Below are 16,639 nucleotides of genomic sequence, written 5' to 3'. Positions count from 1 at the left end.
CAGAGTAAACTTTAATTGCCAGTGGGACTTTTTACCTCGTTAATTAGGCTTTTGGGTCTTATTCGTAGGCGAATTTATAAATCAAATAAGCGGGATTATTAGAAATGACAATTTGGAAACAGACTTACGATATCGTCGAAGCAAATGCTTTTAACAAAAATACGATTGCCGAGCCCCTCGGGCTGCTATTCACTGAGATTGGTGCCGACTATGTGATGGGTACCATGCCGGTTGATAAGCGCACCCACCAGCCTATGGGCATTTTGCATGGAGGCGCCTCGGTAGTATTGGCAGAGAGCTTGGGCAGTTTTGCAGCGCATATGGCCACCGGTGAGAATATGGCCTGTGTGGGTTTAGATATTAATGCTAACCATATTCGCTCGGTACGCTCGGGCTTGGTAACCGGCATTGCGCGGCCCGTACATATTGGCCGTCGCACCCATGTATGGGAAATTCACATCACCGATGAGGCGGATAAATTGGTGTGTCTGTCGCGTTTGACGATGGCGGTAATCGATACGGTTTAAACGCGGTGATGCTTGCCTAGTTGAGGGATATTAATAACCGGAGTAAGAATTATTTGCGCTCTCGGTTCGCTGCAGTAAACTAGGCGGCGTTTTTGTTTATAGAGACTATGCCAATGACAGCCGCACGCTTGCAACGCCTGCGTCAGGTACTTGAGTTCCGCCAGCCAGACCTTACCATTGTGACCGACAATGTTCATAAAAGCCGCAATCTGTCAGCGATTGTGCGTACGGCAGATGCCGCAGGTATCGCGACGATGTATTGCGCCATGGCAGATAAAGATTATAAAGCCTTTAATGGCACTGCCATGGGCTCTCATAGCTGGGTGTCGGTGCAGCGGCGCGCTGATGTTAGCGCTGCTTTAGGACCTTTAAAAGCGCAGGGCTATCAGGTCTTGGCTGCGCATTTGGCCACTGATTCAGTTGATTACCGGGAAGTCGATTACACCCGCCCCACGGTGGTGTTATTAGGTGCCGAAAAATTAGGTGTCAGTGACGCTGGGTGCAAAATGGCTGACATCCATATCACTATTCCCATGCGGGGTATGGTGCAGTCTTACAATGTGTCGGTGGCGGCGGGGATTATCTTGGCAGAGGCTGAGCGTCAGCGGCAAATTGCCGGTTTGTATTCGCAGCGTCGACTTGACGATGAAACTTATAATAGAATTCTATTTGAATGGGCGCAGCCCAAAGTCAGCGAATATTGTCGTGACCACGGCTTGGCCTATCCGCCACTGGCTGAAGACGGCGAATTAGTCGATGGTCTAGTCTGGCAAAACGCGGTGCGCGACGGTAAGGCGCCCAGATTCAACGGTTAAATTTCCCCCTCGATTTTAAGGCCAAACCCGCGTCATCTGTCTGGGTGATGCGTCGATACTGCTGTTAAGTCAGAATACTGACGATAATAATAGGAGTATGACAATGGCAGCAGAAACCCCAAATCCCCTCGTCGACATTGATGCATGGGAGGCGTTTTGCGATGAGCTCAAGGCCGCTGGCCAGCAGATCATCCGTCCAGAAGCGCCCGCTGATGAATTGAACCGCGCCGAGGGTTGGCGCTATCTCACCCGACTAACTCGCATTGCCCTTGATATGTTTATGGAGTGCAGTGACCGCGATTTCCCCAGCTTTTACCGACCCTCTCATGAAACCGCGAAAATTGGTGCCGACAACCCCGACAACTATTATCTGCGCGCCGAGATCAATGGCAGACATGATTATCGCATTAGCGGTACGCGGGGTACCGTTGCCTATCTTGGCTTTATTGCCATTGCCGGTGGCTACGAGGAGGCCGACGGCAATATGCGCTCGGTCAGTGCCATTGATACCCACAGCGGCTTAGAGGTAAACGCCGACGGCAGCATTGATGTGATTCTGTCGCAAACCCCGCAGACCGGTAATTGGCTGAAAATAACCGATGACACCGTGGCGGTGTTAGTGCGTGAAACCTATTTGGATCGATCTACCGAGATCTTCGCCGACCTTACTATTAGCCGTCTCGATATGGGAGATAGTAAACCCGCAGCGCTTGCCGGGCCAAAATTAAAAGCAGATTTAGCCAACACCGCCGCCTTTGTGAAAGGCACCGCAACCTTGTTTGCCGACTGGGCGCAGGGCTTTAAGGAACACCCCAATACCTTGCCAGCGGCGGATCAGGAATACTGTCAAAAGCTTGGTGGCGATCCCAATATTTATTATTACCACGGCTATTTTAACTTGGCAGATGATGAAGCGCTGCTGATTGAAGCTGATGATATACCGCAGTGCGACAACTGGAATTTTCAGTTGAATAATTACTGGATGGAATCGCTTGAATACCGCTACGTGCAGATTCATGTTAACAAGCACACCGCGAAATATCGCGGTGATGGTGGTGTGCGTATTGTGGTGTCTGCTAAAGACCCGGGCTGCGAAAACTGGCTAGACACTACTGGCCATCGCGAGGGCACCATGGCTTTTCGGTGGATTGGTGCAGACCGTATTGTGCACCCCCGCTGCAAAGTGGTGAAACTGGCAGACCTAGCGCAGCTATTGGCCCAATAAAGGAGAGACGATCTTGAGCACAGAACAACAGAGCACAGACTTTGCTATTCCCGAGGTTGATTTAACAGCGACCACCTTATTGGCAGCGGCCATGGATGCCACCGGCCTAACTGATTTTGGTGATGAATCTTTTCGTGAGCCCCTGGACATCTTGATCAAGTCATTAAACGAAGAGGCCAATTTAAATCCCGGCGGCCGTTTTGGTCAGTACCAGCGTATTCTCAATATTCTAATTAATCGTCTGCGAGTAGAGGGGTGGATTGATAAACACCCAGAGATTCTTGACGAAGAAATTACTGCTCCGGTCGTGATTATTGGATTGCAGCGAACGGGTTCGACGTTCTTTCATCGAATACTCGCTGCGGATAAACGCTTTTACGCACCGCTGTGGTATGAAGTGCGCAACCCCGCACCGGAATTAGAGTGGGACTTTAAAGGTAAGGATGCACGCATTACTTCTGCTGAGGCTGAAGTGGCCGCCATGTTAGCGGCAAACCCAGAAATTGCAGCTATTCATCCCATGGACCCGGTGGCTGCTGATGAAGATATACTGCTACTGGAGCACAGTTTTTATAGCACCGTACCCGATGCTTTTTGCAATGTGCCAACCTATGGCAAATGGAACGATGAACACGACAATACACCGGCTTATCAATACCTGAAACGCCTATTACAATTTTTGCAGTGGCAGAAAAAACAAACAAGCCAAGTGGCCGAGCGCTGGCTGTTAAAAACGCCACATCATATCCACCATATCGCGACTTTGTTAAAGATATTTCCAGACGCTAAAATTGTTCAGACTCACCGCGACCCGCTGCAGACCATTCCCTCTGCTGCGAGTATGAATTACAACCTATGGATTATGTGCAGCGATAAGGTAGATGGAAAAGTAGTTGGCGAGCAGTGGGCTGCAAAATATGCGCGCGGCACATTACACACGCTAAAAATTCGTGATCAACAGCCGCAGGCATTTTTGGACGTGTGGTATAAAGACACCGTGGTCGACCCGCTGTCGTCGGTAAAGAAAGTCTATGATTTTATTGGCATGGACCTTACCGATACCGCTCGTGCCGCCATGGAAAAACATCAGGAAGATAACCGCCGTGACAGTCGTCCCGGCCATGAATATACCCTCGAGCAGTTTGGTTTAACCGAAGAAGGCTTAAAGCAACAATTTGCGGAATACCGAAAGCGTTTTGTTGACTAAATTTAGATGCCTGCTGATTCTATATGGCCTAGCACTGGCTAATACCAGCGCTACTCGACATCAGGCTGCTCCGCTTTAGTTTTGTAGCTCTTGTAGATCTTTAAAATACACAAGGGCTTCAGGGTTGGCTAAGGCGTCGGTGTTCTTCACCGCCCGTCCGTGCAGGGTTTCTTTAACGGCAAGCTCGACAGTTTTACCGCTGATGGTGCGGGGTATATCTGGGACTTGCAGGACTTTAGCCGGTACGTGCCTTGGCGTGGCGTTGCTGCGAATAGTGGCTTTTATGGTTTTGATCAGGGCGTCGTTCAAGTTAACACCCTCAGCTAAGACCACGAATAGAATAACTCGCACATCGTTTTGCCAGTCTTGTCCCACCACCACTGAATCGATCACTTGCTCCACTTTGGCAACCTGACGATAAATCTCTGCGGTGCCGATACGGACGCCGCCGGGATTGAGCACGGCGTCACTGCGGCCATGAATAATAACGCCCTTGTTGACTGTGATTTCGGCGTAATCGCTGTGCGCCCAAATGCCGGGGAAAGTAGCAAAATAAGCGTCGTGAAATTTTTCGTCGTCGGCATCATTCCAAAAACCAATGGGGCAGCTAGGGAAGGGCGCAGTGCATACCAGCTCGCCTTTTTCTTGATAAACCGCCTCGCCGTCGTCATTCCAAATTTCTACCGCCATGCCCAAGCCGCGGCACTGAATTTCGCCGCTGTGAACCGGCAGCAGGGGATTGCCCAGCACGAAGCAGGAAACGATATCGGTGCCGCCGCTAATGGAAGACAGACACACATCCTTTTTTATGTCGCGGTATACATAGTTGAAGCTTTCATCGCTTAGCGGTGATCCGGTAGATAAGATGGTTTTTAAACTGCTGAGGGAATGAGACTCGCGCGGTTTAATGTCGGCTTTTTCTAGCGAGGCAATATAGCGGGCGCTGGTGCCGAAAACGGAAATGCCTTCTTGATCAATGGCGTCAAGTAGCAGGGTGTTGCTGCCTGCCAGCGGTGAGCCGTCATATAACACAAGGGTGCATTCGCTTGCTAAACCTGAGACTAGCCAGTTCCACATCATCCAGCCGCAGGTGGTGTAGTAAAACAGCACATCGTCAGTTTTGATGTCGGTATGCAGGGCGTGTTCTTTTAGATGTTGCAGCAATGTGCCGCCGGCGCTGTGAACAATGCACTTGGGTACCCCGGTGGTGCCGGATGAATACAGGATATACAGCGGGTGATCGAAGGGCAGTTGCTCAAACATTAACGGACTTGTCGGGGCATCCGCTAGCAAGTCTGAGTAGTGCGTCGCGTGTTTAATGGCGCTAATATCTGAGCACTCAGAAATGAGGGCGACTACGACTATTCTTTTTAACTCAGGAATACTGTCAGCGACAGACTTCACGATGTCTAGGGAGTGAATCGTTTTACCATTGTAATAATAGCCGTCGCTACAGAAAAGAACCTTAGGTTGGATTTGTGCAAAGCGATCCAAAATGCCTTGGCTGCCAAAATCTGGCGAGCAGGAAGACCAGATTGCACCAATACTCGCCGTCGCTAACATGGCGATTACCGCTTCTGGAATGTTGGGCATAATGCCGGCAACGCGGTCTCCAGAGCTTACGCCTTGAGCGCGCAGCGCCGCTGCCAGCTGTTCTACTTGTTTATATAATTGTGCATAAGAGAGGCTGCGGCGCTGGCCATTTTCCAGCAGTGAGACAAGGGCTGTTTTGTCGTCGCGGCGGCGCAGTAAGTTTTCAGCGTAGTTAAGCTTTGCGCCCTCGAACCAGTCGGTATCTGAAAAAGACTTTCCAGCGCGGATGACTGAGCGGTAGGGCGCTGAACTGCGTACCCCACAAAACTCCCACACCGCAGCCCAAAATAATTCCGAGCAATCTATAGACCAAATATAAAGCGCGTCATAGCTGGCAAAGCTAGTTCCATTTTCAACTTCAATTTTGTGCTGAAATTGAGTGAGCTTGGCGTTGGCTATTCGACTTGGTGGAGCTTGCCATAAACATTGGGCCATTATTTTTTTCCTAGCGCTAAGACCTGATAATGTGTCCAGCGTTACACACTGGTTGTTGTTCCTTTCTTAGCTCTTTAGTGCCTGAGTAATAAATGCACTTGCTTGTAAAAGCTTGGGAAGATTAATGCCGTGGGCAATATTGAGTTCATCCAATAAGCCGATGACTGACTCGGTTGCCACATTACCTGAGGCGCCTTCGGCGTAGGGGCAGCCACCCAATCCGCCTATCGCGCTATCAATCACGGTAATGCCTGACTGCAGTGCCACGCGAATATTTTCTAATGCGCGGCCATTGGTGTCGTGAAAGTGCACCGCAAGTTTGTCGGCTGGGACGTGTTGCAATACCACCTTTAAGATAGCGGTGATTTGCTCTGGGGTACCGCTGCCGATGGTGTCGCCCAGTGAAATTTCGTAGCAGCCCATCTCAATTAATTTAACGGCGAGCTGCGCAACTGCTTCTGGTGGAATATCACCCTCGTATGGGCAGCCCGCAATACAGGAAATATAGCCGCGTACCGGCATTCCCTGTGCTTTGGCTTTTGCAATAATCGGCGTGAACCGTTCAAGGTTTTCTGCGATGGAGCAATTGGTATTTTTCTGGGCAAAGGCCTCAGAGGCGGTGGTGAAAATCGCCACTTCGCTAGCACCGGCAAGAACCGCTTGCTCATAACCGCGCAGATTGGGAGTCAGGGCAATATAGTGAACATCTTGCTTGCGCTCTATACCGGCAAACACTTGGTCGCTACCGGCCATTTGCGGCACCCACTTCGGGCTGACAAAACTGCCTACTTCGATATAGCTAAGACCGGCGTCGGCAAGTTTATTGATGAGCTGCACACGGGTGTCGATATCGATAGGCTGCTTTTCATTTTGGAGGCCATCTCGTGGGCCTACCTCGACGATGCGTGCTCTGTTTGGGAATATCTTTGCCATGATTATTCAGCTCGCTCAAATTGAATTAACTCAGCACCGCCGCTGACTAGCTCGCCGGCCTGAAAATAGAAGGCCTTGACGATGCCATCTGCGGGTGCGCGAATGGTGTGCTCCATTTTCATGGCCTCCATAATCATCAGCGGAGTGCCCTTGACAACGCTGCTGCTGGTCTCTACTAAGTGGCTCACCACGGTGCCGTTCATGGGAGCGACTAATTGATCTTCACCGGCGTCATTGCTGTTGTCACCCAAGTCCGGTCCGTGAATAGCGAAGTGCAGGGTTGGCTCTGCACTGAATAGGCTATAACTGCCGCCATGAGCAGAAATGGTGGCGGTGAGTTTGCGGCCATTTATATCTGCTTTCATTACTCGGCCGGCTAGCTCGCCACTTGCGGTGTAGGCGGTGTCATTGCAGTGAATCAAAAAGGCAGAATCCATGGCGCTCGACTGGGCGGTCACTGCTACCGTATGCAGATCGTCGCCACTTTTGAGTGTAAAGCGATGTTCTGCGGCTTGGTTGGGGCGCCAGTTGTGGGGATTGTTCCAGGGCGAATTTGCTTCGCCACTGGCTTGCGCAAATTCTTGGATGCGCTGCTTTTGTGCCAGCACTAAATACAAGGCGGCGAGGGCTATGCTACTGGGATTTTGGGGCTGGGCGATGCCGATTAAACTGGCTTCGTGCTTGCCGATAAAACCGGTGTCGAAATCGGCAGCAACAAAGGCCGGATGACGACTGAGGGTGTGCAGAAAATCAATATTATTGATCACGCCGCTGATACGGTATTGTTTAAGTGCGCTACTTAGGCGACGCAGCGCGGCGTCGCGGTCTTCATCCCAGACGATGAGCTTGGCAATCATCGGGTCGTAAAACACACTTACCTCATCGGTTTCACGCACACCGGTATCAATGCGAACGTGGGCGGATTCAGACGGGGTTTCTAAAAAGTGGAGGGTGCCTGTTTGCGGCAAAAACTCATTGTCGGGATCTTCTGCATAGATTCGCGCTTCTATGGCATGACCGCGAATTTGCAGTTCATCTTGCTTCAGTGGCAATACACCGCCCGCGGCAACGCGGAGCTGCCAGTCGACTAGATCGAGGCCAGTGATCATTTCAGTGACCGGGTGCTCAACCTGTAAGCGGGTATTCATTTCCATAAAATAGAAACTACCGTCGCTATCTAATAAAAATTCAACGGTGCCGGCGCCAACGTAGTCTATGGCTTGCGCGGCGCATACCGCGGCATTACCCATTTCACTACGCAGTGCCGAACTTAAGCCCGGCGCGGGCGCTTCTTCAATGACCTTTTGATGGCGGCGCTGAATAGAGCAGTCGCGCTCAAACAGATAAACAGCGTTGCCGTGGCTGTCGCAGAAAACTTGAATTTCGATGTGGCGTGGCTGGGTAAGATACTTTTCTACCAACATCGTATCGTCGCCGAAGCCATTAAGGGCTTCGCGCTTTGCGGCCTGCAGGGCGCTGTCGAACTCTTCGGCGCTCCACACTTGTCGCATACCCTTACCGCCGCCCCCGGCGGTGGCTTTTAGCAATACCGGGTAGCCCATATCATTAGCCGCCTGGCGAATGATTTCTGGATTCTGGTCGGCGCCATGATAACCGGGAACCAGGGGTACGCCGGCTTTTCCCATAATGTCTTTGGCGGCAGATTTCGATCCCATCGCCACTATTGCGCTGGTTGGCGGACCAATAAAAACGATATTCTCGGCTGCGCAGCGGCGACAAAACTCGGCGTTTTCAGATAGGAAACCGTAACCGGGATGAATAGCTTGGGCGCCGCTTATTTTTGCTGCGTCGATAATTTTATTAACATCTAAATAGGATTCTCTAGCCGGCGACGCGCCAATATAGACGGCTTCGTCAGCCATACTGACGTGCAGCGCACTGCGGTCGGCGTCACTGTAAACAGCAACGGTTAGAATATCCAGTTCACGCGCCGTCTTAATAACTCGGCAGGCAATTTCACCACGGTTTGCGATTAAAATTTTGTCGAACATTATTTTATTTCCTGGATATTATTACCCGCGTTTGGCGTAGCGATCACGGCGGCATTTAGTGTATTAATTAGGGCTTGGCTTACATTCTAAAGACACCAAATTTAGTGTCTGCTATGGGCTTGTTCAAACTGGCTGACAGGCTTAAGCCCAGCACCATGCGCGTATCGGCAGGATCGATAACACCGTCGTCCCACAGTCTGGCTGATGCAAAGTAGGGGTGACCCTGTTCCTCGTAGGTGTCGAGAATAGGTTGCTTAAAGGCCTGCTCTTCGTCACTTGGCCAATCTTTATTTTCGCGCTCATACTGGTCGCGTTTGATTTGCGCCATCACGCCAGCGGCTTGCTCGCCACCCATAACCGAGATGCGGGCATTAGGCCACATAAACATAAAGCGCGGGTCGTAAGCGCGGCCGCACATCCCGTAGTTCCCTGCGCCGAACGAGCCACCAATCAATACTGTGAGTTTAGGTACTTGTGCGCAGGCAACGGCAGTCACCATTTTGGCGCCGTGCTTGGCAATGCCGCCAGATTCGTATTGCTGGCCAACCATAAACCCGGTGATATTTTGTAAAAAGATCAGCGGAATTTTGCGTTGCGCACACAGCTCAATAAAGTGCGCGCCTTTTTGTGCCGACTCTGAAAACAGAATACCGTTGTTGGCCACAATGCCCACCGGATAGCCAAAGATGCGGGCAAAGCCACATACCAAGCTCGTGCCAAATAGGGCTTTGAATTCGTCGAAGTCGGAGCCATCGACAATCCGCGCAATCACTTCTCTCACATCGTAGGGTTTGCGGCTGTCTTTGGGAACCACGCCGTAAATTTCTTGGGGTGAAAAAGCCGGCTCGACGCTGGGGCTAATATCCATAGATATCGGTTTGCAACGATTCAAGCGTTTTACCGCATTGCGCGCTATTTGCAAAGCATGATGATCATTTTGGGCGTAGTGGTCGGCAACGCCAGACACTTTGCAATGCACATCTGCACCGCCCAGGGCTTCCGCGCTAACCACTTCACCGGTGGCGGCCTTAACCAATGGCGGGCCGGCCAGAAAAATCGTGCCTTGCTCTTTGACAATAATAGATTCGTCCGCCATAGCCGGGACGTAAGCGCCGCCTGCGGTGCAGCTACCCATGACCACTGCGATTTGCGGAATACCCATTGCAGACATATTTGCCTGATTGAAGAATATTCGACCAAAGTGCTCGCGATCTGGAAACACTTCGTCTTGACGGGGCAGATTGGCGCCGCCGGAATCGACTAAGTAAATACAGGGCAAATGATTTTCTTGGGCGATATTTTGCGCGCGTAAATGTTTCTTTACCGTTAGCGGAAAGTAACTTCCGCCTTTCACCGTGGCGTCATTAACAATGATCATGCACTCTTGACCGCAGACCCGTCCGATGCCGGTGATTAAGCCCGCAGCGGCGATTTCTTCGTCATAGACTTTATAGGCGGCCAGTTGCGATAGCTCTAAAAAGGGGGCACCCACATCTACTAGCGCGCTGATTCGCTCGCGGGGCAGTAGCTTGCCCTTGTCTTGATGACGCCGCTGTGACTTTTCGCCACCGCCTTGATTAATGTTAGCGACTAGCTGCTTTAAGTCGTCGACTTGCGCTTGCATGTGTTCGGCGTTTTCAATAAAGCTTGGGTCGCGTGGATTAATAGTCGATGTCAGTACAGTCATTGTCGCGGTGCCTATGGTATTTCTTAGGATTAATTTTTATAAGCGAGTGTGTTACATCGTTTCTTTAAAGAGCTCACGACCAATCAACATGCGTCTAATTTCTGAGGTGCCAGCGCCGATCTCATAAAGCTTGGCGTCGCGCAGTAAGCGGCCCGTTGGATATTCATTGGTGTAGCCATTACCGCCCAGAGCTTGAATCGCTTGTAGTGCCATTTGGGTGGCGCGCTCGGCAGTATACAAAATGACAGCGGCCGCATCTTTACGACTGGCCTCACCGCGATCACAGGCTTTGGCGACGGTATAAAGATAGGCGCGACTGGCATTCAATTCGGTGTACATGTCTGCCAATTTGCCTTGCATCAATTGAAACTCGCCAATGCTCTGTCCGAATTGTTTGCGGTCGTGAAGATAGGGGATCACCACGTCGAGGCAGGCTTGCATAATGCCTGTTGGCCCGCCAGATAGCACCGTGCGTTCAAAATCTAAGCCGCTCATTAATACATTTACGCCGCCGCCTTCCGCGCCCAAAATATTTGCCGCTGGCACTTTACAGTTTTCAAACACCAGCTCGCAGGTGTTGGAGCCACGCATGCCGAGCTTGTCTAATTTAGGTGAGCGGCTAAAGCCGGGGTAGTCGCGTTCGACAATAAATGCGGTAATGCCGCGTGAGCCGCCGTGGATATCAGTTTTTGCGTAGATGATATAGGTGTGGGCATCGGGGCCATTGGTGATCCACATTTTATTGCCGTTAAGCACATAGTGGTCACCGTCTTTTTCGGCTTTAAGTTTCATGCTGACAACATCCGAGCCGGCATTGGGTTCTGACATGGCCAGTGCGCCAATATGTTCGCCTGAACAGAGTTTGGGCAGATATTTTTCGCGCTGGGCGTCAGTGCCATTCTTGAAGAGTTGGTTTACGCACAAATTGGAGTGAGCGCCGTAAGAAAGGCCCACCGACGCGGAAGCGCGGCTGATTTCTTCCATGGCAATAACATGGGCCAGATAGCCCATATTGCTGCCGCCATACTCTTCTGAGACAGTGATGCCGAGCAAGCCCATGTCGCCCATTTTGCGCCAGAGGTCCATGGGAAACTCATTGTCTTTGTCGATGCTCTCCGCGCGGGGGGCAATTTCTTTCTGGGCAAATTGCTGGGCGGCATCGCGCAACATCTCAACTTCTTCACCGAGGCCAAAGTTCAAAGTAGGGTAGGAAGTGCTCATAGTATTTTCCTCTGGATAATCCGTGATTACTATATTTAGTGGTTCGTTTTATTTATTTCATTCAAGGCGTCTTGGCAGCGATTTTCGGCTTGGTCTAATTCATAGATCATATCTTGCAAGTCTTGTAGCTGCTGCTTGAGTTGTTCTTTTAATAGTCGGCGGCGCTCACGTATCTTGTCGATAAGTTTAATAAGCTGTGGGCTGTTGTCGTGCTCGGGATGATACATCTCAATGATGCTTTTACTATCTTCCAGGGATAAGCCCAAGCGTTTACCGCGCAAAATTAATTTAAGTTTAATGCGATCGGCGGCGCTGTAAATTCGAGTTTGCCCGTCGCGCAGGGGATTAAGCAGGCCCTTTTCCTCATAAAAACGGATCGTGCGCGTGGTGACGTCAAATTCCGATGCCAGATCTGAAATACCGTAAGTTCTGTCGGCCATAGCTCACTGCCAATGGTTAGATTGCTGAGTAGCGCCATACTTTATCCGCAGTTGACGTTAACGTCAACATGATTGAGGCGTGTGTTGATTAGACTGAGTGGGCCGAGTTTAAGCTAGGTGTGGGTATTAAGCTGATGCCTGAGGGCAGGCGCTGTATTGAAAATGGGAATAGACGTAGATTAGAGTCAGAGCTCTACACCAGTAAATTAATGAATTTACTGGTGTAGAGGCAGGACTATTTTCTGGCGGTCAGGGTGACTGGCAAGCCATCAGTCGGGAAGGAAATAGGCACGGCGTTATACTTCATTTCGTAGCCGGGCTTAACGCTAATGGTGTAGCTGCGCAGTAAATGGAACATAAATAATTTCACCTGCATTTCAGCAAAGTTAAGACCGATACACTTGTGGCCGCCGCCACCGAAGGGAATCCACTGATAAAGGTGGCGCTTGTGTTCGGCACGCTCAGCAGAAAAACGCTCGGGGTCAAACTTCTTGGGCTCAGTCCACCACTCTTCCATATAGTGGGTGAAGAGCGGTGAAATACCGACGCCAGTGTTTGCCGGTAGGGTATAACCCATAATCTCTGTTTCTTTAATTAAGCGACGCGGAATAGCGGGGACTGGGGGGTACATCCGCAAAGCTTCCTTCATTACCAGCGCGGCTTTTTCTAGTTTTGGCAGGTCGTCGTACCCTAGATTGTCGCCTTCAATTTGCTGGCATTCTTGGTACAGAATATCTTGCCACTCTGGGTTTTTAGCTAGTGCGTAAATGATCGAGCACAGCGTGCTAGTGGTGGTGTCATGAGCGGCAAACAGCAAGAAAATAGTGTGGTCGCGCACGGCCTCATTGCTAAGGGTGTTGCCATCTTCGTCTTTGGCGTGACAAAACTGTGAGAAGAAATCACTGCTCTCGGTGGCGCGTTTTGCTTCGATATGTTTTTCAATAAAGTTTTTGAGCGTTTTGCGACCATTCAAACCCTTCTGCCATGTAGTGCCCGGTATCGGCAGTTTCACGACCGCCATTGATGCTTCCATCGCATGCAAAAAGCCTTTGTTAATGGCATCGGCGTCGCTGCCCATTTTTACGCCCATAAACACTTGCGCGGCGACGTCTAGCAATACTGATTTAATGCTGTCTTTAAATCCGAACTCGACTTGCTTAGGGAAGGCGGCAACGCCTTCACGCATGCGCGGGTTCATCTCGTCGAGATAGCCCTGCAGTGCATCCTTTTTAAATGCCGCTTGCAGAATGCGGCGATGGAAGCGGTGTTCATCAAAATCGCGCAGCATCAGACCGTCAGGGAATAATCTATCCAGAATAGGGTCCCAAGCTTTTTTGCTGGAAAAAATTTTGCCGCTATCTTTAAGGACCAGTTCATTCGCCTCTGGCCCTAGCAAAGCAACCGAGCGCTGCAGTAGCGCGTTGTTGCGGAAGATCGGTCCATAAAGCTTGTGCTTGCGTGTTACTAAGCCTAAATAATCAGTCAAGAATTCGACTGTATCCCCGAGGATTGGCAGTGCGCCTTTGTCACCCGGCACGTGCATAATATCGTCGGTCGACTTGCGGGGTAAGGCTAAGTAATCAGTTGGTGTTTTCATTTGGGGGCTCCGTTTTATTATCTGCGCCAGCCGTGAAACAGCAGGTCTATAGATTGTTGAATATGGGTTTCTATAAATTCAGGGGCTAACTCTGGTTTGTCGGTGAGTCTTTGATAAAAGGGTAGCTGCACAACGGGGGCCGTCGCGGACTGAACCATGAAGAATAGAGTCACAATGGGGATGTCCTTAATAAGGCCCAAGTCTTCTACCTTGGCGACCATATCGCTGATGAGCTGCCACGCAGGTTCAAAATAGTGTGTGTGAAGGTAGCTCAGGCGCGGCCCTTCACGCAGGGATTCTTGCTGACAGATATGGTAGAGCGCGGGGTACTCAAAGGCGCTGCGAATATATACGGCAATACCTTCTTTAAGTGCATCTAACTCGTTCTGGCCTTCATCAATGTTTTGCAGGGCTTCTAAAATCTTGGCGGTGGTGTGGCCGCAGAGCCGGTCTACAATAGCCTGCCACAGCTGCTCTTTAGAGCTGAAGTAGTGGTGGAAAAAGGTGTAGCTGACGTTTAGTTCATCTTGCAGTTTGCGCAGGGAAACACCGTCATAGCCGTCGCGGGCGAAGATATCCGCTGAGGCTTCGAGTAATTGCTCGATAGACCGGGCGGGCGCTTCGCTCTTCTTTGGTCGGCCCCGGCGTCTGGGTGCTGTACTGGGATTCACTGCAAAGCTCACTCAATATTAAACAGGTGTTTAATATTGAGTGAGCTTTGGTGTTTCGTCAAGTTAATTTCATTCAGATGATGTCGATTAGTTCTCGAAATGGCGTTTCTTAGATTCGCTATTGAGAGTGAGATATATGAACTAAGTGTCGGCGATGTGTGCGACAGGGGATTGTTTTGTAAGTCTAGGTAACGTGAGCTGTGAGGATATGGCTATGTATGCTGATCTTTCGGCGTTTCTCGAACATCTCTAATTTTTACGGCCTCGGTGGTTTCTATAGGTTCTCTAATATTTCTAGTTTCAGTGGCTTTGGGCATGTCTTCGGGGATAGGCTCGGGCTGTCTAAAAATATAAATGCTTATTACGGTGGCGACCGAAATCATCATCACGCTCAGCCAGTGTATTTTCACAATGAGCAGTGCGCTGGTAAGAATGGTAATCCACAGCATGACAATAATTAAGATTTTGATGCGCCGTGGTATGCCTTCGCCGTTTAAATAGTAGCGAATATATTTTCCCCACCAGCGGTGCTCTGTCAGCCAAATATAGAAACGTGGCGAGCTGCGTAAAAAGCAGGCGGCGCTAAGGAGTAAGAAAGGGGTTGTCGGGAGTACCGGCAATAGTATGCCGATAATGCCCAAAACGAAGGAGATCCACCCAATAGTAAATAATATGTAGCGTATGACTGGATTGCGATGCTGGTAGGGTGCTTTCATTATTACTCGTTCTAAAGAGACGTTGCTGTCGACATCTTCGCGGTGTCTATTGTGGCTTGACGGCAATAATACCGCAGTCTAGGGCGATTGAATATTTGACGGTCATGGCTATTCTGGGTGACGATACAGCATAAACAATAAATTTTGTGTATCAGTGTCTGCCTCCGAGATTGCTTCATAGCTCGCTAATTCCCTATTTGCAGTGGTAATAATATGAAAAAACCCCTTATTCTTGGTGCCATTATGGCCGTAACAGTTACTGCCTGTGGCGGAAGCAGCAGTTCCAGTGTTTCTGGCCCGGGTAGTGCCACTTATGTGACCGAGACCTTTACTACCGACTCCGCCACGGACTTAGCCAGCTATAATATTGCCGGACCTCAGGATGTTAATCCCGGCTGCATTCCCGATACCGACTCAAATCTGCCATTACCAGAAGGCATATTGGTTTATAAAGAAGGTGAGGCGCCTACCCGGCTGGTGGTATTTGCCCATGGCATAGGCAATAACGTCCGCGACAGTTGGCTGCCCCATATGACCCGCGAAATCCGTTTAGCAAAGTCATTTGAGAACCAGCCCAGCGACGTGGCATTTGTGAGCACCGACTACCGGGACAACCTCGGTTTCCCCACCCTGCGCGGCGCCCATGACACGATTACAGCAACACGTTATGCCATGGAGAAATTCCCCAGCATCGCTACTGTCTATATGTTCGGCGTATCTATGGGTGGCGCTGTCTCGGGTACCGCGATTATAGAATCTACTGCTGTTACCGAAGACGGCTCTTCGCTGTATGACTATTGGCTCGATGTAGAGGGTGTCAGTCAGTTAGCTGAAACCTACGCAGAGGCGACCGCTGCTGCATCAATATCGGAAACCGCGGCACAAGCCCAGGCCGGTATTGAGCGCGACACCGGTGGCAATCCGGTTACCTGTCCGCTGGCGTTTGCGCGACGCTCGCCCGCTTATCATGCCGCCGAAATGAAACTCGCCGGTGTGCGTGCAGCCACGGTAATACATGCAGTAAATGATGGTTTGGTTCCCCACAATCAGGCCCGAGTAATGGCATCTACCTTAACCACCTCTGGTATACCCACGCAGTTCTTCACCATTGTTGGTATTCCTGCCGAGCAGGATCCCGGTACAACGGGGACCGGCACAGCGGGTGCGGGTGATGCTGACCCCTACCTTAATCTGGCCGGCCACGCCTCAGAAGCGCAGGCCTACCATCCGGTTATGCGGGTCGCGTTTGAAAATATGCGCAAAATGCTCGATGGCAGCTACAACGAAACCGTACCTTATTTTGAGTGTATCGTTGATCCCAATATCCCCGCAGATAGTTGCCCGGTAGATCAGATTCAGCCTTAACATTGTTAAGTCTTAAGTAGGCGGCGGTGTGTATGCTTGTGGTATGCGTTCTCAGCGTGACCCGCCGGCGCTAAGTCATGGATGAGTATGCTTTATCACTAGCGCAATGGCTCTCTTGAGTGATTGCGCACCGACCGTATTTACCTTGCCCTCGCGGCTCACTATTTACATCATCCCATCGTTACTTCAGTTCAT

Annotated in this window: 14 protein-coding genes; 5 read left to right on the top strand and 9 right to left on the bottom strand. The window is 50.5% G+C overall.

Annotated elements, in window-relative coordinates:
• The first annotated feature begins 104 nt into the window (after positions 1 to 104).
• The 4 genes from ACI955_RS11780 to ACI955_RS11765 all read left to right on the top strand — a co-directional run bounded on the left by ACI955_RS11780 (position 105) and on the right by ACI955_RS11765 (position 3,774).
• On the top strand, positions 105 to 527 hold the full coding sequence (locus tag ACI955_RS11780; RefSeq protein WP_415243937.1) for a hotdog fold thioesterase: 423 nt from the start codon (positions 105 to 107) through the stop codon (positions 525 to 527).
• Positions 528 to 640: 113 nt separating this feature from the next.
• Complete coding sequence (trmH, locus tag ACI955_RS11775) at positions 641 to 1,342, top strand: tRNA (guanosine(18)-2'-O)-methyltransferase TrmH (protein WP_415243936.1); 702 nt, start codon at positions 641 to 643, stop codon at positions 1,340 to 1,342.
• Between the two features lie 103 nt (positions 1,343 to 1,445).
• Positions 1,446 to 2,567, top strand: a complete 1,122-nt coding sequence (locus tag ACI955_RS11770; protein WP_415243935.1) for a DUF1214 domain-containing protein — start codon at positions 1,446 to 1,448, stop codon at positions 2,565 to 2,567.
• Positions 2,568 to 2,580: 13 nt separating this feature from the next.
• Positions 2,581 to 3,774 carry a sulfotransferase family protein gene (locus ACI955_RS11765; protein WP_415243934.1) on the top strand — a complete coding sequence of 398 codons (1,194 nt, stop codon included), beginning with the start codon at positions 2,581 to 2,583 and terminating at the stop codon, positions 3,772 to 3,774.
• 75 nt (positions 3,775 to 3,849) lie between these two features.
• On the opposite strand, the gene ACI955_RS11760 is transcribed toward ACI955_RS11765, so the two are convergent.
• The 9 genes from ACI955_RS11760 to ACI955_RS11720 all read right to left on the bottom strand — a co-directional run bounded on the left by ACI955_RS11760 (position 3,850) and on the right by ACI955_RS11720 (position 15,079).
• Positions 3,850 to 5,802: an acetoacetate--CoA ligase gene (locus ACI955_RS11760; RefSeq protein ID WP_415243933.1), complete on the bottom strand. Its 1,953-nt coding sequence runs from the start codon at positions 5,800 to 5,802 to the stop codon at positions 3,850 to 3,852.
• Positions 5,803 to 5,868: 66 nt separating this feature from the next.
• On the bottom strand, positions 5,869 to 6,735 hold the full coding sequence (locus ACI955_RS11755) for a hydroxymethylglutaryl-CoA lyase (RefSeq protein WP_415243932.1): 867 nt from the start codon (positions 6,733 to 6,735) through the stop codon (positions 5,869 to 5,871).
• A 2-nt stretch (positions 6,736 to 6,737) separates the two neighbouring features.
• Positions 6,738 to 8,747, bottom strand: coding sequence for an acetyl/propionyl/methylcrotonyl-CoA carboxylase subunit alpha (locus ACI955_RS11750; protein WP_415243931.1), 2,010 nt, complete (start codon positions 8,745 to 8,747; stop codon positions 6,738 to 6,740).
• 79 nt (positions 8,748 to 8,826) lie between these two features.
• Positions 8,827 to 10,434: a carboxyl transferase domain-containing protein gene (locus ACI955_RS11745; protein WP_415243930.1), complete on the bottom strand. Its 1,608-nt coding sequence runs from the start codon at positions 10,432 to 10,434 to the stop codon at positions 8,827 to 8,829.
• A gap of 51 nt (positions 10,435 to 10,485) precedes the next feature.
• On the bottom strand, positions 10,486 to 11,655 hold the full coding sequence (locus ACI955_RS11740; RefSeq protein WP_415243929.1) for an isovaleryl-CoA dehydrogenase: 1,170 nt from the start codon (positions 11,653 to 11,655) through the stop codon (positions 10,486 to 10,488).
• 35 nt (positions 11,656 to 11,690) lie between these two features.
• A complete protein-coding gene (locus ACI955_RS11735) occupies positions 11,691 to 12,095 on the bottom strand; it encodes a MerR family transcriptional regulator (RefSeq protein ID WP_415243928.1) in 405 nt (134 codons plus the stop codon).
• 235 nt (positions 12,096 to 12,330) lie between these two features.
• Positions 12,331 to 13,692: a cytochrome P450 gene (locus ACI955_RS11730; protein ID WP_415243927.1), complete on the bottom strand. Its 1,362-nt coding sequence runs from the start codon at positions 13,690 to 13,692 to the stop codon at positions 12,331 to 12,333.
• Positions 13,693 to 13,709: 17 nt separating this feature from the next.
• The gene (locus ACI955_RS11725; protein ID WP_415243926.1) at positions 13,710 to 14,363 is read right to left on the bottom strand and encodes a TetR/AcrR family transcriptional regulator; all 654 of its coding nucleotides are present in this window, start codon (positions 14,361 to 14,363) and stop codon (positions 13,710 to 13,712) included.
• A 212-nt stretch (positions 14,364 to 14,575) separates the two neighbouring features.
• On the bottom strand, positions 14,576 to 15,079 hold the full coding sequence (locus ACI955_RS11720) for a YbaN family protein (protein WP_415243925.1): 504 nt from the start codon (positions 15,077 to 15,079) through the stop codon (positions 14,576 to 14,578).
• Between the two features lie 213 nt (positions 15,080 to 15,292).
• Between ACI955_RS11720 and ACI955_RS11715 the strand changes: the two genes are divergently transcribed.
• Positions 15,293 to 16,444, top strand: coding sequence for an alpha/beta hydrolase family protein (locus tag ACI955_RS11715; RefSeq protein WP_415243924.1), 1,152 nt, complete (start codon positions 15,293 to 15,295; stop codon positions 16,442 to 16,444).
• Positions 16,445 to 16,639: the final 195 nt, after the last annotated feature.

This window comes from Zhongshania sp. (assembly GCF_047636175.1).
Lineage (GTDB): Bacteria > Pseudomonadota > Gammaproteobacteria > Pseudomonadales > Spongiibacteraceae > Spongiibacter.
This window is presented reverse-complemented; position numbering and strand designations above follow the sequence as displayed.